Annotated in this window: 13 protein-coding genes; 11 read left to right on the top strand and 2 right to left on the bottom strand. The window is 62.3% G+C overall.

Going from position 1 to position 19,487, the window contains the following annotated elements:
- Positions 1 to 313: 313 nt before the first annotated feature.
- The gene (locus tag HMI57_RS12090; protein WP_171586253.1) at positions 314 to 808 is read right to left on the bottom strand and encodes a DUF427 domain-containing protein; all 495 of its coding nucleotides are present in this window, start codon (positions 806 to 808) and stop codon (positions 314 to 316) included.
- A gap of 72 nt (positions 809 to 880) precedes the next feature.
- Here HMI57_RS12090 and HMI57_RS12085 point away from each other — a divergent pair, with 72 nt between their 5' ends.
- The 11 genes from HMI57_RS12085 (at position 881) to HMI57_RS12035 (ending at position 14,210) form a co-directional block, all read left to right on the top strand.
- Complete coding sequence (locus HMI57_RS12085; protein ID WP_171586252.1) at positions 881 to 1,687, top strand: carbon-nitrogen hydrolase family protein; 807 nt, start codon at positions 881 to 883, stop codon at positions 1,685 to 1,687.
- Between the two features lie 54 nt (positions 1,688 to 1,741).
- Positions 1,742 to 2,776 carry a LacI family DNA-binding transcriptional regulator gene (locus tag HMI57_RS12080; RefSeq protein WP_318779096.1) on the top strand — a complete coding sequence of 345 codons (1,035 nt, stop codon included), beginning with the start codon at positions 1,742 to 1,744 and terminating at the stop codon, positions 2,774 to 2,776.
- Between the two features lie 143 nt (positions 2,777 to 2,919).
- Entirely contained in the window at positions 2,920 to 4,617 is a 1,698-nt protein-coding gene (gene araB / locus HMI57_RS12075) for a ribulokinase (RefSeq protein ID WP_171586251.1), read from the top strand.
- The gene (locus HMI57_RS12070) at positions 4,614 to 5,333 is read left to right on the top strand and encodes an L-ribulose-5-phosphate 4-epimerase (RefSeq protein ID WP_171586250.1); all 720 of its coding nucleotides are present in this window, start codon (positions 4,614 to 4,616) and stop codon (positions 5,331 to 5,333) included. The genes araB and HMI57_RS12070 overlap by 4 nt, the downstream gene beginning before the upstream one ends.
- A complete protein-coding gene (araA, locus tag HMI57_RS12065) occupies positions 5,330 to 6,847 on the top strand; it encodes an L-arabinose isomerase (RefSeq protein ID WP_318779095.1) in 1,518 nt (505 codons plus the stop codon). Before HMI57_RS12070 ends, araA begins: the two co-directional genes overlap by 4 nt.
- A 51-nt stretch (positions 6,848 to 6,898) precedes the next feature.
- Positions 6,899 to 8,014 carry a multiple monosaccharide ABC transporter substrate-binding protein gene (gene chvE, locus HMI57_RS12060; protein WP_171586249.1) on the top strand — a complete coding sequence of 372 codons (1,116 nt, stop codon included), beginning with the start codon at positions 6,899 to 6,901 and terminating at the stop codon, positions 8,012 to 8,014.
- Positions 8,015 to 8,111: 97 nt separating this feature from the next.
- Positions 8,112 to 9,641 carry a multiple monosaccharide ABC transporter ATP-binding protein gene (mmsA, locus tag HMI57_RS12055; RefSeq protein ID WP_171586248.1) on the top strand — a complete coding sequence of 510 codons (1,530 nt, stop codon included), beginning with the start codon at positions 8,112 to 8,114 and terminating at the stop codon, positions 9,639 to 9,641.
- Positions 9,642 to 9,646: 5 nt separating this feature from the next.
- Positions 9,647 to 10,846: a multiple monosaccharide ABC transporter permease gene (mmsB, locus tag HMI57_RS12050; RefSeq protein ID WP_171586247.1), complete on the top strand. Its 1,200-nt coding sequence runs from the start codon at positions 9,647 to 9,649 to the stop codon at positions 10,844 to 10,846.
- A 267-nt stretch (positions 10,847 to 11,113) separates the two neighbouring features.
- The gene (locus HMI57_RS12045; protein ID WP_171586246.1) at positions 11,114 to 12,088 is read left to right on the top strand and encodes a BTAD domain-containing putative transcriptional regulator; all 975 of its coding nucleotides are present in this window, start codon (positions 11,114 to 11,116) and stop codon (positions 12,086 to 12,088) included.
- A gap of 83 nt (positions 12,089 to 12,171) precedes the next feature.
- The gene (locus tag HMI57_RS12040) at positions 12,172 to 12,870 is read left to right on the top strand and encodes a response regulator transcription factor (RefSeq protein WP_228721080.1); all 699 of its coding nucleotides are present in this window, start codon (positions 12,172 to 12,174) and stop codon (positions 12,868 to 12,870) included.
- Between the two features lie 86 nt (positions 12,871 to 12,956).
- Positions 12,957 to 14,210, top strand: coding sequence for an ATP-binding protein (locus tag HMI57_RS12035; protein WP_171586244.1), 1,254 nt, complete (start codon positions 12,957 to 12,959; stop codon positions 14,208 to 14,210).
- Between the two features lie 84 nt (positions 14,211 to 14,294).
- Here the strand turns inward: HMI57_RS12035 and HMI57_RS12030 are convergent, their stop codons facing one another.
- Positions 14,295 to 19,448, bottom strand: coding sequence for an Ig-like domain-containing protein (locus HMI57_RS12030; protein ID WP_228721079.1), 5,154 nt, complete (start codon positions 19,446 to 19,448; stop codon positions 14,295 to 14,297).
- Positions 19,449 to 19,487 lie beyond the last annotated feature (39 nt).

Below are 19,487 nucleotides of genomic sequence, written 5' to 3'. Positions count from 1 at the left end.
AGATCCTTTTCCGGCGCTGTTTCCGGTAGGAGGAGTTGGTTGCGGCGGGCGCGGGGGATGATTTTTCCGGCGGGCGCGGAGAGGCGGGAGCGCCCGCGGTTGATGTTCCCGGCTTTTGCGGGGGGACTGCCTGGGAGGGGGGGGGGGTGGGTTTGGGGGGGCCGGGGGGGGTGGGGGGGGGGTTGGGGTGGGTTGGGCCCGCTGGGCCGCTGGGCACCCGGGGTTTGGGGGGGGGGGGGGGGGGAAAACCGCCCTCCACCCCGCCACAACTGCACCAAGGGGGGAGGTCACCCGCCAGAGCTGCGCAAGCGGTTCACCACCCCCAGGTGCCGGGGGCTCCTTTGAATGGCCCGACGATGCGCTTGGTGATCCAGCCGCCATAGAAGTCACCTTCCTGGGCCTGGACCACCTCGCCGTCGATCAGGCATTTGTCCATGGCGCCCGGGTAGATGGCCACCCGGGTGCGCAGAGGTTCGAACCCGGGAGTCGGGTCGGGGTAGGTCCACCCGGCCCTCGGCGCCCGGTGCCGCCGACCGACGACGTCGTAATAGGCAGCCATCCCCTTGTACTCGCACAGGGAGGATCCCTCCGCCGGGACCAGCGCACCAGCCTCGAAGTCGGCGATCGGCACGTAGTACACCGGCGGGTGGCTGGTCTCCAGGACCCGTACCGCGTTGGTGGTGTCGGCGATGACCACCCCGCCGAACTCGATCACCACCCGCTCAGTGCTGGTCTCCAACCGTGGCGGTCGCGGGTAGTCCCAGACGGATTCCTGGCCGGGGCCAGGGGCGATACGTTGCAGTCTCATAACCCAACGATAGGACCTGGCAGCATTCGGTACGCTGTGAGGGCACCTGTTTCTTAACTGAAAGCGGCAACGATGAAGATCAGTGTTGGGCAGTTCCGCCCAAGCGGGGACGTTTCGGAGAACCTGGCGACCATGCGCAGGCTTGCCGAGCAGGCGCGCTCGGACTCCTCGGAGCTGATCGTCTTTCCTGAGGAATCCATGTTCTCCATCGGGAAGGTGGAGGGCTCGCTCGTTGCCGCGGTTGACGAGAACTGGTCCAAGTTCGTGCAGCAACTGTCCTTCATGGCCGTGGAACTGGGCATCGCGGTGGTTGCTGGCGGGTACGAAGCCAGCGGCGAGGACCGCCCCTACAACACCCTGGTCCTGGTCGATGCCACCGGCCGGATCGTCGACACGTACCGCAAACTGCACCTTTACGACGCGTTCAGCTACCAGGAGTCCACCCGGATCAAACCGGGCGACGGCGGCATCAAGGTGGTCACCATCGGCGACCTCTCCGTTGGACTCATGACCTGCTACGACATCCGGTTCCCCGAACAGGCGCGCGCGCTCGCTGACCGTGGCGCCGACCTGATCCTGGTGCCAGCGGCCTGGTTCAAGGGCGACCACAAGGTGGACCACTGGGAAACCCTACTGAAGGCCCGTGCCATTGAGAATACGGTCTGGATTGCCGCGGCTGGCACCTCCAGCGGACACACGATCGGTCACTCGGCCATCATTGATCCGATGGGCATCCCGCAGGTCTTCCTGACCGACGAGGACGAGTCAGTGGTAACCACCGACGTATCCCGACGGCGTATCGCCGACGTCAGGGAGTTCCTACCGGTCCTCAAGAACCGCCGGTTCGCCCGCAACGAGGAGATCGTCGAGTCCCACTGAGGTTGATCCCGGTCGGCCCCGCCAGGACAGCAGCCGTGGGATAACCTTCATGGTGTGAATGTGTCCCGCCCCGGTGAGGAGAAACGCGCGGCCCCACGGGCCGCGAACATTCGCGACGTCGCGAGGGCGGCAGGGATCTCTCACCAGACGGTTTCCCGGGTCATCAACGGTCACGCGAGCGTCCGGGAGTCCACCCGGTTGAAGGTGCTCGCCGCCATGGAGGAACTGCAGTTCCGGCCCAGCCGGGCAGCCCGCATGCTGGTCACCAGCAGGTCTGGGATCATTGGTGTGCTGGTTTCCCATGGTGCGTACTACGGCCCCTCATCGTCGCTCGCAGCGATCGAGTCGGCTGCCCGCGACGCCGGCTATCTGGTGGACATTGCCAACGTCACCGACGACGACTCGATCACCAAGGCACTGGACCGGCTGGTAGGCCACGCGGCGGAGGGCCTGATCATTCAGGCGCCGCAGTTCAAGACCCTTGAGGCAATCGAGCACCTTTCCATCGACATCCCCTTCGTGACGGTTCACTCGACGGCACGGCTGGAGGACCATCGGCTGTCCGTGGATCAGGTCGCTGGCGCACGGCTGGCTACCCGCCACCTGCTGGAACTGGGTCACCGCCGGATTGTCCACGTCACCGGCCCCAAGGGCTGGGTGGAGACCGGGGAACGGATCCGCGGCTTCCGGGTGGAAATGTCAGTCTGGGGCGCCGAGGCGGCTGAACCTCTGGTCGGCGATTGGACCGCCGAATCCGGGTACCGGATTGGGAAGGAACTGCTCCGGGACGGCAATTTCACGGCTGTCTTTTCTTCCAATGACCAGATGGCGCTGGGGCTCATTCACGCCTTCCGGGAGGGTGGCCTGGACGTGCCTCGGGACATCAGCGTGGTGGGGTTCGATGACATTCCGGAGGCAGCCCACTTCCTGCCGCCGTTGACCACCGTCCGGCAGGACTTCGCCGAGTTGGGGCGGCGCTGCATTGCGCTGTTGCTGGCGGATCTTCGCGGCGAACCGGAGACTCACCACCGTCATGTGGTCCCCGAACTGGTGGTCCGCAACTCCGCCGCCGCACCCCCTGAGGGCTAACGAGTCGCCTGCTGCGTTACCCAATTGAGATTATTTATTCGTTGACACCTTCTCATCGGCTCTGTTTCACTTACTGAATGCACCATATGTGACCGGTCACATTGGGGTAGCTATCCGTTCGAAACAGACAAAGAGGTCAACCTTTGGGACCACAGCCCCGCCCTGAGCACGCGACAGCCTATGTTGTCGGAGTTGACTTTGGCACACTGTCCGGGCGGGCCGTCGTCGTCCGCGTTTCCGACGGTGAAGAGCTGGGTTCAGCCGTCCTCGAGTACCCTCACGCGGTCATGGATCGGGTGCTCGCCGCCACCGGTGAGAAGCTGCCACCGGAATGGGCGCTCCAGGTCCCTTCCGACTACGTCGATGTGCTCCGCACCGCAGTTCCCGAGGCCGTGCGGAACGCAGGAGTCGACCCGCGGGACGTCATCGGCATCGCCACCGACTTCACCGCCTGCACCATGGTGCCGACGACGGCGGACGGCACCCCGCTCAACGAACTCCCCGGTCTTGAGACCCGGCCGCACGCCTACGTAAAACTTTGGAAGCACCACGCGGCCCAGGAGCAGGCGAACCGCATCAACCGTATCGCCGAAGAGCGGGGCGAAAGCTGGCTGCCGCGCTACGGCGGTCTCATCTCCAGCGAATGGGAATTCGCCAAGGGCCTGCAACTGCTGGAGGAAGACCCCGAGCTGTACAACCGGATGGAGCGCTGGGTCGAAGCGGCCGACTGGATTGTCTGGCAGCTCTCCGGCGAGTACGTCCGCAACGCCTGCACCGCCGGGTACAAGGGCATCCTCCAGGACGGTGAATACCCCAGCGAGGCTTTCCTCGCAGCCCTCAACCCGGATTTCGCTTCCTTCGCCGAGGACAAGGTGAAGCACCCGATCGGGGCGCTCGGCTCACAGGCCGGAACGCTGACCGAAGAGGCAGCCGGCTGGACCGGACTCCCCGCTGGCATCGCGGTCGCGGTGGGCAACGTCGACGCCCACGTCGCGGCCCCCGCAGCGCAGGCAACGGATCCCGGCCAGATGGTAGCAATCATGGGCACCTCCACCTGCCATGTGATGAACTCCGACGTGCTCAGGGAAGTCCCCGGCATGTGCGGCGTCGTGGACGGCGGGATTGTCGACGGACTGTACGGCTACGAGGCCGGACAGTCTGGCGTGGGCGACATCTTCGGCTGGTACGTGGACAACCAGGTGCCCGCCGCTGACAAGCAGAAGGCCGACGACGCCGGCCTCTCCGTCCACCAGTACCTCACCGAACAGGCGCAGGACGAACCAGTGGGCGGGCACGGACTGGTCGCACTGGACTGGCACTCGGGCAACCGGTCTGTCCTCGTCGACCACCAGCTCTCAGGGACCGTGGTGGGGATGACCCTCTCCACGAAAGCCCACGAAGTGTACCGGGCACTGCTCGAAGCGACAGCCTTCGGAACCCGGAAAATCGTCGAAACCTTCAACACCGCGGGCGTCCCCGTCACCGAGTTCATCGCTGCCGGCGGACTCCTGAAGAACCGGTTCCTGATGCAGCTCTACAGCGACGTCCTCAGGATGCCCATCTCCACCATCGGCAGCGACCAGGGCCCGGCCCTAGGGTCGGCCATCCACGCGGCGGTCGCCGCCGGCGCCTACCCGGACGTCCGCGCCGCAGCCGCGGCGATGGGCCAGGTCAACCGGGACGCCTACCTTCCCGACCCGGAACGCGCCGCCGCCTACGACCGGTTGTACGCCGAGTATGAACTGCTCCACGACTACTTCGGCCGGGGAGAGAACCAGGTCATGAAGCGGCTAAAGGACATCCGCCGCGAGGCCTATTCGAAAGCAGCGGTCAGCGCATGAGCACCTTCACAGCCCGCGAGGAAGAAACCATCAGCCGGATCCGGCAGGAGGTTGCCGATCTCCACGCCGAACTCGTGCGGTACGGCCTGGTCGTCTGGACCGGCGGCAACGTGTCCGGCCGGGTGCCCGGTATGGATCTCTTCGTGATCAAGCCGAGCGGGGTTGACTATGACAAGTTGAGCCCGGAGAACCAGATCCTCTGCGACCTCGACGGCAACGTCATCCCCGGCACGGCGGGATCCGAGCGCTCGCCGTCGTCGGACACCGCCGCCCACGCCTACGTCTACCGGAACATGCCCCGCGTCGGCGGGGTGGTGCACACCCACTCCACCTACGCCACCGCCTGGGCCGCCCGCGGCGAAGCCATCCCCTGCGTCATCACCGCCATGGCCGACGAGTTTGGCGGCGAAGTCCCCGTGGGCCCGTTCGCCATCATCGGGGACGATTCGATCGGCCGTGGAATCGTCGAGACGCTCACCGGACACCGGTCCCGCGCCGTGCTGATGAAGAGCCACGGGCCCTTCACCATCGGGAAGGACGCGCGGGACGCCGTCAAGGCCGCGGTCATGCTCGAGGACGTCGCCCGCACCATCCACATTGCACGCCAGCTGGGCGAGCCCCTGACCATCGGGCAACCCCACATCGAATCACTCTTCGACCGCTATCAGAACGTCTACGGGCAATCCACGCCCGCACCTAAAGGAGCCGCACTGTGACCTCGCCCGGGATTCTACGCACCGATCTGGACCACTATGAGATCTGGTTCCTCACCGGTAGCCAGGACCTCTACGGGGAGGACACCCTTCGCCAGGTCACCGAGCAGTCCCAGGAGATCGTGGGCATGCTCGGCGGACTGCCCGTCAAGATCATCTGGAAGCCGACCCTGAAGGACTCCGAGTCGATCCGCCGCACCGCGCTGGAAGCCAACGCCAGCGACTCGACGATCGGCGTGATCGCGTGGATGCACACGTTCAGCCCCGCGAAAATGTGGATCGCTGGACTGGACGCGCTGCGCAAGCCGTTGCTGCACCTCCACACCCAGATCAACGTCGCACTCCCGTGGGCCGAGATCGACTTCGACTTCATGAACCTCAACCAGGCCGCCCACGGTGACCGCGAGTTCGGGTACATCGCCTCGCGCCTCGGGATGGCGCGGAAGACCGTCGTCGGGCATGTGTCCAACCCGGCCGTTACCGCCCAGATCTCCTCGTGGTCCCGTGCCGCTGCCGGTTGGGCAGCCGTCCACGAACTGAAGGTGGCCCGTTTCGGGGACAATATGCGCAACGTCGCCGTCACCGAGGGGGACAAGACCGAAGCCGAGCTCCGGTTCGGCGTCTCGGTCAACACCTGGGGTGTCAACGACCTGGTCGAGTCGGTGGACGCGCAGTCCGAGGCCGACATCGATGAGCTGATCGCCGAGTATGAGGACACGTACGACGTCGCCGGTCACCTGCGGAGCGGAGGCGACCGGCACGATTCCCTCCGCTACGGCGCGCGGCTGGAGCTGGGCCTGAAGTCCTTCCTGGAGTCAGGATCCTTTGGGGCGTTCACCACCAGTTTCGAGGATCTGGGCGGGCTCCGGCAGCTTCCCGGACTGGCGGTGCAACGGCTGATGGCCCAGGGGTACGGGTTCGGTGCGGAGGGCGACTGGAAAACCGCCATCCTGGTGCGCGCGGCGAAGGTCATGGGCGCGGGACTCCCCGGTGGCGCCTCGCTGATGGAGGATTACACCTACCATCTGGTGCCCGGCGAAGAGAAGATCCTCGGCGCCCACATGTTGGAGGTCTGCCCGTCGCTGACCACCTCGAAGCCGACCCTCGAAGTCCACCCGCTCGGGATTGGTGGGCGGGAGGACCCGGTCAGGCTCGTGTTCGATGCCGATGCTGGCCCCGGGGTCGTCGTCGCCATGTCCGACATGCGCGACCGGTTCCGGCTCACAGCCAACGCCGTCGAGGTGGTGCCGCCGGACGCGCCGCTGCCTAATCTTCCCGTGGCTCGCGCCGTGTGGAAGCCGGAGCCGGACCTCGCGACGTCGGCCGCTGCCTGGCTCAGCGCCGGAGCCGCTCATCACACGGTGATGAGCACCGCCGTCGGGCTGGACGTCTTTGAAGACTTCGCCGACATCGCCGGGACCGAGCTGCTCAGTATCAACAGCTCCACCACCCTGCGCGAATTCCAGCGTGAACTGCGGTGGAATTCCGCCTACTACCGACTTGCCCAGAAACTCTAACCGAACCAAAAGGACCGGGCACTGGTGCCCGGTAAATGAAAGGTAAACACAATGATGAAGAAGAAATTCCTCGTTGGCATCGCTGCCACCAGTGCGCTGGCGCTCGGCCTCACCGCCTGCGGCGGAAGCAACCGTGGCGGCAGCGAAGCCGGCGAAAGCGGCTCAACCGAGGGCGCACGCATTGGTGTGGCCATGCCGACCCAGCAGTCAGAGCGCTGGATCGCTGACGGCGAGAACGTTCAGGCACAGCTGGAGGAACTCGGGTACGAAGTGGACCTGCAGTTCGCCAACGACGATATTCCCACCCAGATCTCCCAGATCGAGAACATGATCAACGGCGGTGCTGAGGCGCTCATCATTGCCTCGATCGACGGCACCACGCTGACCAGCGTGCTCGACACTGCCGAGGCGCAGGACATTCCGGTCATCGCGTACGACCGGCTGATCAACGGTTCCGACACGGTCGATTACTACACCACCTTCGACAACGAGCAGGTGGGTGTCCAGCAGGCCACCTCGCTGCTGACCGGGTTGGGTGTCCTGGATGAGAACGGTGAGGAAACGGGTGAAGAGGGCCCCTACAACGTGGAGCTCTTCGCCGGCAGCCCCGACGACAACAACGCCACTTTCTTCTGGAACGGCGCCATGAGCGTCCTGCAGCCATACCTGGACAGCGGCGTCCTCAACGTGCCGAGCGGCCAGGTTGACTTCGAGCAGGCAGCGATCCTTCGCTGGCTGCCCGACACCGCCCAGGACCGCATGGAAGATCTCCTGACGATCGGTGGCGGCGAAACCGTCGACGGCGTCCTCTCCCCGTACGACGGCCTGTCGATCGGCATCATCTCGGCGCTGACCTCGGGCGGATACTCGGCAGACGACCTGCCGATCGTCACCGGCCAGGACGCCGAAGTTGGTTCGGTCCAGTCGATCATCGCCGGCGAGCAGTACTCGACTATCTTCAAGGACGTCCGCGAACTCGGCGAGCGTGCCGTGACCATGGTCGACTCGATCATCAACGGTGAAGAGGTCGAGGTCAACGACACCGAGACGTACGACAACGGCGAGATCGTCGTCCCCTCGTACCTGCTCGAATCCACCATCGTGACGGTGGACAACTACGAGGAAGTTCTGGTCGACAGCGGCTACTACACCGCTGACGAGCTCTAACCCCCTCATCCTGCGGTCGGCGGCCCACGGGCCGCCGGCCGCAGATCCATCTTTTTCTTGAAGTTCCAGTATTTACCCCCGATGAACTGAGGATCCCATGGCAGAGCACATCCTGGAGATGCGCCAGATCTCGAAGTCCTTCCCCGGTGTCAAGGCACTCCAGGACGTCAGCCTTGAGGTGGCGCCTGGCGAAGTACACGCGATCTGCGGCGAAAACGGCGCCGGTAAGTCAACATTGATGAAAGTGCTCTCCGGCGTCTATCCGCACGGGACCTATGAGGGCGACATTGTGTTCGAAGGCAAAACCGTTGCCTTCCGTGACATCAAGGACAGCGAAAAACTGGGTGTGGTGATCATCCACCAGGAGCTGGCCCTGTCCCCGTACCTGTCAGTGGCGGAGAACATCTTCCTCGGCAACGAACGCTCCAAACGCGGCATCATCGACTGGAACGAGACCAACCACCTCGCAGCCCAGCTGCTCAACCGGGTGGGACTTAACCTGAACCCCGCCACCAAGGCCGGAGAGATCGGCGTCGGCAAGCAACAGCTAGTGGAAATCGCGAAGGCGCTCTCCAAGAACGTGAAACTGCTGATCCTCGACGAACCCACCGCTGCACTCAACGACGAGGACTCGGCGCACCTGCTGGGCCTGGTGAAGGGGCTCCGGGATCAGGGCATCGCCTGCATCATCATCAGCCACAAGCTCAACGAGATCCGGGCCATCGCCGACTCGGTCACCATCCTCCGGGACGGCAAGACCATCGAGACCCTGAGCCTTCACGACGGATCAGTCACCGAGGAGCGCATCATCAAGGGCATGGTTGGCCGCGACCTGCTTAGCCGCTACCCGGACCGTACCCCCGACATCGGCGCGGAAGTGCTGCGGGTGGAGAACTGGACGGTGCACCACCCGACCGAGCACTCACGGGTAGTCATCGATGGGGCAAACCTTTCAGTCAAGGCCGGTGAGATTGTGGGCATCGCCGGGCTGATGGGCGCGGGCCGCACCGAACTGGCCATGAGCATCTTTGGCCACAGCTACGGATCCAACATCAGCGGATCCATCTACAAGTCCGGTGAGCCGATCAAGGCGCGGACCGTGACGGAGGCGATCGGGCATGGCCTGGCCTACGCCACCGAAGACCGCAAAAAGTACGGGCTCAACCTGCTCGACGACATCAAGCGCAACATCTCCGGTGCCGCCCTCGACAAGCTCGCAAACAGGGGCTGGGTGGATGGCGGCAAGGAAACCGTCGTCGCTGAGGGTTACCGCAAATCAATGAACATCAAGGCCCCCTCGGTTGCATCCATCACCGGAAAACTCTCCGGTGGTAACCAGCAGAAGGTGGTGCTGTCCAAGTGGATGTTCTCCGACCCGGATGTCCTGATTCTTGACGAACCGACCCGCGGGATCGACGTCGGCGCCAAGTACGAGATCTACACCATCATCAATCAGCTCGCAGCCGACGGTAAAGCGGTCATCGTGATCTCTTCCGAACTTCCTGAGCTTCTGGGAATTTGCGACCGGATCTACACCCTCGCCGAGGGCGTCATCACCGCCGACGTCCCCATCAGCGAGGCCACCCCCGAAACTCTGATGCAGTTTATGACCAAGGAAAAGGACTAACTTCAATGGCTTCTACCGTTAAGGACGCCGCCCAGTTTCTCACTAGCCGGCTCCGACAAATCGGCATTTTCTTAGCCCTGTTGGTAATTGTTGTCCTCTTCCAGGTCCTTACTGGCGGCAGGCTGCTGCAGGCCGACAACGTCTCCAACATCATCGTCCAGAACAGCTACATCCTGTTGCTCGCCATTGGCATGGTCATGATCATCATCGCCGGTCACATTGACCTGTCGGTGGGATCCGTGGCCGCCTTCGTGGGCGCTATGTCCGGGGTGATGATCCGGGACTGGGGCTTCAACTGGTGGATGGCGTTTGCTGCCTCCCTCCTCGTTGGCGCCCTGGTGGGTGCCTGGCAAGGGTTCTGGGTCGCCTACGTGGGGATACCGGCGTTCATCGTGACCCTCGCTGGCATGTTGATCTTCCGCGGCCTGACCCAGATCACCCTGGAGAACGCGCGGATTACCGGTTTCCCGGAGGAGTACCGGCAGCTGGGCGGAGGTTTCCTGTTCCCTGGCTTATTCCCGGCGGATACCAACATTCTTGACTGGACCACGGTTGCCCTCGGTGTCATCTCAGCCATCCTCTTGGTGGTCAGCATGCTTCGCGGTCGGGCCACCCGGGCCAAGCTGGGACTCATTGATGAGCCGGCCGGCTGGTTCTACACCAAGGTGGCCTTCGGTACCTTCATCATCCTGGGACTCACCTACCTCCTGGCCAGCTCGCGCAGCGGTACCCCAATCGTGCTGGTGGTCCTCGGGCTGCTGGTGGTTCTCTACAGTGCCGTGATGAACAAGACAGTTTTTGGCCGTCACATCTACGCCCGTGGTGGCAACCTGCAGGCAGCCCAGCTGTCCGGCGTAAACACCAAGCGGATCGACTTCATGCTGTTCGTGAACATGGGGGTGCTCGCCGCCCTCGCCGGCCTGATCTTCACCGGCCGGCTGAACTCCGCCGGACCCGGCGCAGGTAACCTCTTCGAATTGGACGCGATCGCTGCTGCTTTCATTGGTGGGGCGGCAGTGACCGGCGGTGTGGGTACCGTCATCGGTGCCATTACCGGTGGTCTGATCGTCGGCGTGCTGAACAATGGAATGTCGCTGCTGGGTGTGGGCACCGACTTCCAGCAGTTCATCAAGGGGATGGTGTTGCTGCTCGCAGTAGCGTTCGACATCTTCAACAAGCGCCGCGCCGGGAACGCGCTGAAATAGCTGGGGTCACGTCAGACCCCACACAGAGAAACGGCCCTGAGGCCAAGGATTGCCGGTTGCTTCCGGCGTTTCTTGGCCGTGGGGCCGTTTCTGTGCTGGGGTGCGTCTCTGCGGCAATAGGTGCACTGTCTTGGGCTCACCCTTTTGACTCCCACCGACTACTCCCCCCCCCCCAAATTTGGGCGGATTCGACCACCTAGGTGGGGGTTGGGCGACGGTCACCGGTCTTGCAGAATTGGGTTATTCCATCATTGGGAGAGGCGCTCAATGGATATCAATAGAGATTTGTCCGCACCCGTTCCAACTACCTATCACTTGTCAGTGCAAATTATTGGCAGCATTCGGATACAGCGCGGTAACACAATGGTGCATCCACACGAGCTTGGGGGGCCGAAACCTCGCAAGATCCTGGAGATCCTTCTCCTTCGACTCGGGACTCCGGTCTCTAAGGACCGCCTGATCGAAATGATCTGGGAAGGGCATCCGCCAGCCGCAGCATTGGCCACCTTGGAAAGCTACGTCAGCGTGCTGCGTCGGCGCCTCCAACCGGGTTTGGGGAAGTATGGACCGCTACAGACCACGCCCGGAGGCTATTTGATGGACCGGTCGATGGTGGATCTTGATGTGACCCGGTTCAATAACCTCATCGCGATAGCTGAACAGGCAACTCTGGCGGATTCCTACCCGCTGCTGTGCCAGGCGCTTGAAATGGCCGTGGCTCCATTGCTGGGTGATGAATTGCTGCCTGGCTGGGCGGAGGAAGAGAGGGGCTTCCATACTGGCCGCGTCACCGGGGCCAGGATACGGGCGGCGGAAGCCGCGCTGAAGCTCGGCAAGTTCAATGAGGCGGTGGTTTGGTCACGGCGTGCAGTGATCGAAGACCCGCTCAATGAGTCGGCCTGGACCCTCCTGATTACGGGTCTCGAAGAGGCTGGCCACTATGCAGAATGCCTTCGTGCCTATGAACAATGGCGTCAGGCCCTGAACCGCGAACTGGGCTGCGAGCCCGGCCCGGCTCTAAGGGCAGCCCATGCCCGGTTACTGCAGGCTACCGCCGCGAACAGCAACGAATTGTCGGACGTACTGTCGGCATTGTTGATGCTGAATGACCGGCTGAGCGCCGGATCTTCCGGCAGTTTGGGCCCGATAACAACCACTTCCGCGTCGCAAATCCGCGCTTCGCTCGAGGAGGCGGGAAAAGTGGTCGATTCGTTCCTGCGGCGCGCACTCGCCGCCTGCTGAGGTCTCGTTGAGGTTCGCTCTGTACAAGATCTGATCCGGGTGACATGATCCCGTTGGGGGCGGGCTCTGGCGGGGGACAGATCATGTCAGTATTTGAGTCAGATTTAGATATTGGACAGACGGTTGCCATCAAACCGACGACGGTTCTGATAATCGACGACCATGCGACCTTCGCGGAGCTCCTCGCGGGGGCGTTGAACCGTGAGGAGGATCTGCTTAGCGTCGGTTTCGCTTGCAGCGTTGCAGCGGGCATCGCGCTCTGGCGTGATCTGCTTCCCGACGTCGTGGTAATGGACTTCCACCTACCGGACGGCACAGGTATCACCGCGGCTGAAAGAATCCTGGCCGAGCAACCCCAGACCCGGATCATTATGCTTACCGGCGATCCGACGCCTGAGGCCCTCGAGAGGGCAGCCGGAATCGGCATCTGTGCATTCCTTCCAAAAGACGGATCTTTGGCCATCATGCTCGATACACTCCGCCATGCCCGGCGTGGAAGCATGGTGGTGCACCCGACCCTGCTCGCTCAGCTGGTTGAACGACGACGTGCTCGTATCAACGATGTCCCGGTCCCATACCTGACACCGCGGGAGATGGAGGTTTTGTGCAGGATGGCCGAGGGCAGTGATGTGAAGGCCAGTAGCGTGGCGTTGGGCATATCGCAGAACACGTGCCGGGGCCATGTAAAGACAATCCTCGCGAAACTGGGTGCACATTCGCAGTTGGAGGCGGTTGTCACTGCCAGGAAACTTGGCCTTCTGTCGGCATATCAGGCACTTTAGCAATGGAGCCAGCTTATCTCCCCGCACCGCCTGTGAGTGGGGCGGAACGTTCTGAAGTCAGAATAGCCGTGTACAGATTCCTTCTCATGGGGCTGGTCGCCCTTGTTATCGTGGCAATTCCTGTGGGTTTCTGGATCCGTGAAGTATCTGAGGATTACGCCCTCGAAAACGCAAAGGGCATCACCCAAAGGCTCGCCGATTACGCTGTTGGTCCGCTGGTGAGCGATGAGCTCCTGGCGGGAAATCCGGAATCGATTCAACGGCTGGATAATCGCCTTTCTCCCTGGATCGCTAACGGGGCAGTGTCAAGGATTAAGGTTTTGAACGCGGATGGCCAGGTCATCTACTCGAATGTGCCTACCCTCATCGGAAGGGAACTAGAGCTGCAGGAGAGTAGTACTGCACTTCTGGCAGAAGGCCAAGGATCGGTGACCTATCAGAGTCGTGACGAGTTGATACACGAGCTTGACGGGGGTACTGAAGAGTTGGTCGAGGTGCTGGTCGGATCCCGCGGAGCCGACGGACACCCGTTGATTGTGCAAGCCTATTACGACGACGAGAACGTGCGGGCGCAGCACGGCGACCTCTTGCTCGGAATTGTGCCCGCCATCCTGCTGGCTCTCGTGGTGCTGCAGTTGGCGCAATTGGTTCCTGCGGTCCGATTGGCACGAAGGGTTCAGGGGCACCAGGTTGTCCGACGGTTGCTGCTACAGCGCGCCATGGACGCCTCCGAAACGGAACGCCGAAGGATTGCCAGGGAGCTACATGATGAGGTCATCCAGGACCTCTCAGGGTTGGCCTACGCAATGGAGTCGCAAGAAACCCACGGAGACCCAGGTCAGCAGCAATTCCTCAACCAATCGCGGACTATGCTGCAGGAAAACGTTCGCACGCTGCGGAGCATGACGAGCGCGCTCTACCTCACCGACGTGCAGGACCTTGACCTGTGCTCGTCGCTGGAGCGACTCACCGAACCTTTGAAGGACCAGGGTGTCGACGTCCGCTCGCAACTTGCCGAATGTAGCGATCTCAGTTCGGAACAGTCGGCGGTCCTCTACCGCCTTGCCCGTGAGATTCTGATGAACATCTCGAAGCACGCCCATGCGCGCACAGTGGACCTGGTTCTCACCCGGGAAGCGCGTCGCACGGTGATGGTCGTTCATGACGATGGGATCGGATTTGATGCGAAAGCTCAACCGCGCGAAGGACATCTAGGTTTGATGATCATGAAAGATGCGATTAGTGAGGCCGGAGGGTCCATCGAGGTCCGATCCCGATTGGGAGAGGGAACCCGTGTTGTGGTGATACTGGGCGCTCCTCGCGCCGATACGGCACGCTGAGCCACCCTATGTCTGTCCTAGACAGACAGAAGCCGGGCCCGGTACTCCGAGCCCGGCCTCTGCCGATCCAACTCACTGTGTCAATTACCCTCCAGTCCTGAACGACCAGGCCGTTGCCTGCAACGGAATCCCCGAAGCATCCCGGATCGCGTTGGAGAGTCGAACCGTGTAGCTGGTGTTAGCTGCCAGGGTGGCATTTGGGTTGAGTGTGGCAGTCCGGGTGGTGGCGTTGTAAGTGACCACCGCTGACATTGTTGCCCCGGCCGGGTTGGTCACCCAGACGCTGGTGGCGCTCACTCCGGTGACGGGCTTGCTGAAGGTGGCGCTCACATTGCCGGTTCTGCTGACACCGGTCGCGTTCACTCCTGGGGTCCGTCCTGTGATGGCTGGAGCGGCTTCGGTGTTGAAAGCCCAACTGGTGGTTGGGATTGCGGTTCCCTGCAGGTCCCTGATGCCGTTGGTCAGCTGCACCGTGTAACGGGTGTTCACTGCCAGGTTGGCGTTCGGGTTCAGTGTTGCTGTGCGGGTGGTCGCGTTGTAGCTGACTACCGCTGCCACCGTAGCGCCGGCCGGGTTAACCAACCGGACGGTAGTGGCGCTGAGCCCGTTGACGGGCTTGCTGAAGGTGGCCGTGACATTCGAGCTGATCAGCACGTTCGTCGCGTTCACCCCCGGGGCCCGTCCGGTGATTGCTGGAGCGGCTTCGGTGGTAAAGGCCCAACTGGTGGTTGGGATTGCGGTTCCCTGCAGATTCCTGATGCCGTTGGTCAGCTGCACCGTGTAACGGGTGTTCACTGCCAGGTTGGCGTTCGGGTTCAGTGTTGCTGTGCGGGTGGTCGCGTTGTAGCTGACTACCGCTGCCACCGTAGCGCCGGTCGGATTAACCAACCGAGCCGTGGTGGTACTCACTCCGGTGACGGGCTGGCTGAAGGTGGCTGTGACATTGCCGTTGATCAGCACGTTCGTAGCGTTCACCCCTGGGGTCCGTCCGGTCACCGTCGGGGCAGTCCCGATGGTGGTGAAGGTCCAGGTGGTTGCCGGTAGTGCATTCCCCGCTGCATCCCTGATAGTTCCTGCCAGGTTCACCCGGTATTGGGTGCCATTGGCCAGGTTTGCGTTGGGGTTCAGCGTCGCTGTCCTGGTGGAGGCGTCGTAGGTCACGACAGCCGGGATTGGGGCGCCAGCGGCTGTAGCCAGAGTGACCGACGTGCTGTTGACGCCACTGACAGCCTCGCTGAAGGTCGCCGTGATGTTGCCCGCAACTGCGGCAGTGGTGGCTCCCTCCGCCGGGGTGCGCCCCGTCACAGTGGGTGCTGACGTTTCGGTCAGGTCGACCGTGGCGTCAGTGAATCGCAATTGTTCAACATTGGTGATGCGGTCGGTGCCGTCTGCGCCGGTACCGCCGGTATGGGCCACCGTGGTGACGCCGTTCTCAGTGCTGATGGCATACTCGGCACGCGCCCCTGAGAAGTTGGCGGTATCCACATCCGTGGCCTCTGGTGTGGAAAGGATTTCCCTGACAATAGCTACCTTGCCTGGGTCGATGGTTCCCGCCATGATGTCCGCCTGGAGATTTTTCAAGGTGCTTTCGGTCCGGGTTTCAGTGGCCGGATCATTCACATCAGTACGGACACTGAGCCTCACATTGAGCCACCTGTCCCCATCAATGATGTCATCTGCGCCATTGCCCCAGATCTGGTCACTCCCCGATCCGCCGATGATGATGTTTCCTTCCCCGAACGTGGTGGCATTTGCTGGCAGCAGTTCAGCAAGACCTCTGATCCGTCCAATACCTTCCTCGGTGAGAACGTTGCTCGCCCCGGGCACTGCTACCTCTTCGTCCGGTTCAGAAGGGATATCATCGTTGCCGCGCAGGACATCGTTCTTATCCCAGCCGGACAGCCCTTCAACCAGCAGGAAGCGGTCCCGAAGAGCGTTGGGGCCTTCCACGATGACCATGCGCATGTCGGAATCCGCGGCTTCTCCGGACCGAGCGTGGGTCACCCAGTCGAAGCCGTAGAGGCCGTGGTTGCGCTCGATACCCGGGCCGCCGACCATGACATCGTCGCCGCCCTCTGAATCGTAGTCATCCTCGCCGCTGTCCCCAATGAGTACATCGTGGCCCGGGTCGTTGAGATCGTCGAAGAAGGGAGCGCCACTGTCGCCTTGCAGGAGATCGTTGGCGTTGCCGCCTTCCATCCAGTCATTTCCTCCCCCGCCGAAGACAGCGTCCGGTCCGTCACCGGAGAGGATAAGGTCATTTCCTTCCGCCGCGAAGGTTTCGTTTCCGTTGAGGCCGCCGTTGGAAAAGTCATCACCTGCACCGGACATGATGATGTCCAGGCCCGGGCCGGCGTCGATCGCGTCGTTGCCAGGTCCGCCCTTGAGCACGTCGTCCCCGTGGGAGTCAGTGATGATGTCGTTGCCTTCGCCGCCAAGGACAGTGTCAGCACCATCGTTGCCTTCAACGATGTCATCACCGTCGTTTCCCCAGACGGTGTCATTGTCAATACCGCCCCAGATCCTGTCGCGGGCGGGTGTGCCGTTGAAGGTGGACTGGGCGTTGAGCCCTGGGCGGTCCACGGTATTAGTCAGCCGGTAACGGATGGTTCCATCAGCCATCCGCAGGAGCAGCGCTGACTCGTTGCAGGCTGAGGTAGGATCGTCAGCCACATTGTTGCCGGTGGTCGGCACAATATTCTCCAGTTCGAACTCGCAGTCGGCTACTCCGAACACGTCAGCTTTCAGGGCTTTTGCATCGGTGTTGCGCATGATCAACTCCGCCAGTGAGTTCCCTTCAAGCTGGGTGCGAAGATTCAGGCCCGAAGTGCGGGACAGGTAGTACAACCGGTCACCGTCCTGCAGGTCAGTCATTTGACGTTCGAAAATGTAGTTGAAGGTCGATCCAAGCAAACCTCCGAAGAGGTTCTGTGATTCGGCGAGGCCGCCTACCCACAGGTCGACGCCGTCGACACCCGTCGTGGAGTTGCCGTTGACAGGCGTCCAATCGGCTCCCGTGCTGTTGACAAAATCGTACGCGTCGGCCGGTGTGTCAGTGTTGGCAGGATTCATGTCAAACAGGAGCTGAGCGGCAGCGCGCTTGCCAGCGATCGTCGTGGCGTTTCGGATGGTCTCATGCGTGCCGTAGGCAGCCATGAAGTTGACCACCGAATCTGGGTGCTTCAGTCCCTGCCCGAAGTCCACCCAGCTGGTGTACGGTTTCAGGGAGGATTCGCCGGTTGTCCGGTACAGTTCCTTGCGGAAGTTATTCAGCGATGGAATGCCGGTTTCCCGTCCGCGGGCGATGTTGAGGGTAGCCAAGTCGAGTGGCAGACCCAGAACGTTGTTGCGCAGGGTGTCAGTGACAAATTCGTCCAGCTCTGCACCCACCTGGTCGGTCATGCCCATGGCAATGACGCCAGCGGCCTTCTCCGGAGTGAGCGTCCCTTCGGTGCTCTCGTAGTAGGCGGGCGGGTTGAGGAAAGCCTCAAGCAGGGGCAGACCAAGATCGGATCCCGTGTTGGTCTTCCGGTCGACCGTGTCAGTCAACATTGAGTGGCCGAAACGGTAGGTTGCATGGGCAAACTCGGCCATGATCGCCGGGTTGATTCCTGTGTCGGACTGCGTGAAGACGTTGAAGGGGTTGATGCCAGGCTGGATCTTCCGGGCAAAATCTTCAAACACGATGTGCTGGTATTCCATTTCCGTCACGTACCTGGCCGCCTGGAAGATGCGTTCACCGTTCCATTGACCCGAGGGCAGCTTCCACTCATTCAGGTCCAGGTTCAGGGACGTCAGCAGGTCCTTCATGTAACCGGTGAGCCTATTGTGCTCGGAGTGGAAGATCTGGTGAATAGCGGTGAGGCCAATGTTCTCGTTCACGCGGCCGTCTCCAGCAACAAAGTGGGTGTCAAGCATTTCGTTGTCGTAGGTCCCCGCTGGCTGGCGGGAGGTGGGTTCCGCAATGTCGGTATCCGTGTCCGCCGTAAGTGCCGCGCCGGTCTGGGAATTGAAGGGATTGCCGTTGTGGGCGATGTCGTCGAGGAACGCGATGCCGACGCGCTGCACATTGGCGGGAGGGGCTACCGGGGTTTCCAGGTTTCCTTCAGTCAGGCTGAGATCCTGGTTGATGAACTGGGGCAGGCCGTTGGGTCCCCGGAGGAAGCGCCCATACTGGTCAGTGGCCAGCATCGGAAGGTCGGCGACGTCGGCGTCGGAGAGCAACAGTCCGAGCTTCGAGGATGCCTGTGCTTTGAGGTCCTTCCAGGTGGCCATCCCTCCTGGGACACCTTCGATCAGCTCGCCGGTGGAAACCGGCTTTCCGTCGGCATTCATCTCGTATTCCCGCAGGAAGACCTGGTGGGAGGAATGTGAGCCGTAGGTCTGGCTCTGATCCACCCACGGCGAGTCAGTGTTGGTGCCATCCTGGACGTCGTCGGCGGTGCCAAGTCTTCCGTCCGGGCCGGGCTGGTTCTCCGCTCGGTTCAGGATCATGAACGGTGCATTCCGTGCTGAGCCATCCATTATCAGCGGGTCATCCTGGGCCAGCGGAACCATCACATAGTTCTTGGTCTTCTTGGTGAAATCGACCCCGTGATCAAAGAACTGGCCAAATAAGGCAAACATTCCGTTGTAGGGGGGTGACAATCCGAAGTCCGTGGTGACGTTGGGAATGTCAAGGGTTTCGCCGGCGGGCACGCAACCGGCCGGCAAACCGTTAGCATCACACGGCACTGCCGTAGCGGCGTTATTGACTGTCCGGTGTGCCTGGCCGGCCGCAGCGATGGCGGCAGGGTTGGTGGACGTCTGATCCACAATGACGTTGCTGATGAACCTCGGTTCGGCGTCCGTTACATTGGTGTTCACCGACTTGTACGTCTGACCGGCTGCGGTGGTCCGCCATTGTGGCGTGGCCAACCGCGGGAACGGAAGGCCACTGGCGCCGAATTCCGTGCGCTCTGCCACCAGATTGTTTTCTGATCCGTCCACTGTCCGCAGCCCGTAGGGCAGCAGGGCGTTGGCGATCTGATTGGGGCCGGAACCGAGCAACGGCTGACCTGGAACTGGGTTGCCTTGGGCGTCCTCCTTGGTCGCGTGATTTTCCGCAATCTTGATCTGCTTGAGAATGAAGCGCATGTCGCCGGCGTTGAGCGTAAGCCCTTGACCGACCGGTGCGGCTTGCGCGGCGGGTGCAACAACAACCGGCAATGCACCACCCGCCAGGAGAACAGTGATCATTCCGGCAGTGAGGCGCCGTCTGAATGTGGGATGAGCGCG

The organism is Arthrobacter sp. 260 (genome assembly GCF_013116745.1).
GTDB lineage: Bacteria > Actinomycetota > Actinomycetes > Actinomycetales > Micrococcaceae > Arthrobacter_D.
This window is presented reverse-complemented; position numbering and strand designations above follow the sequence as displayed.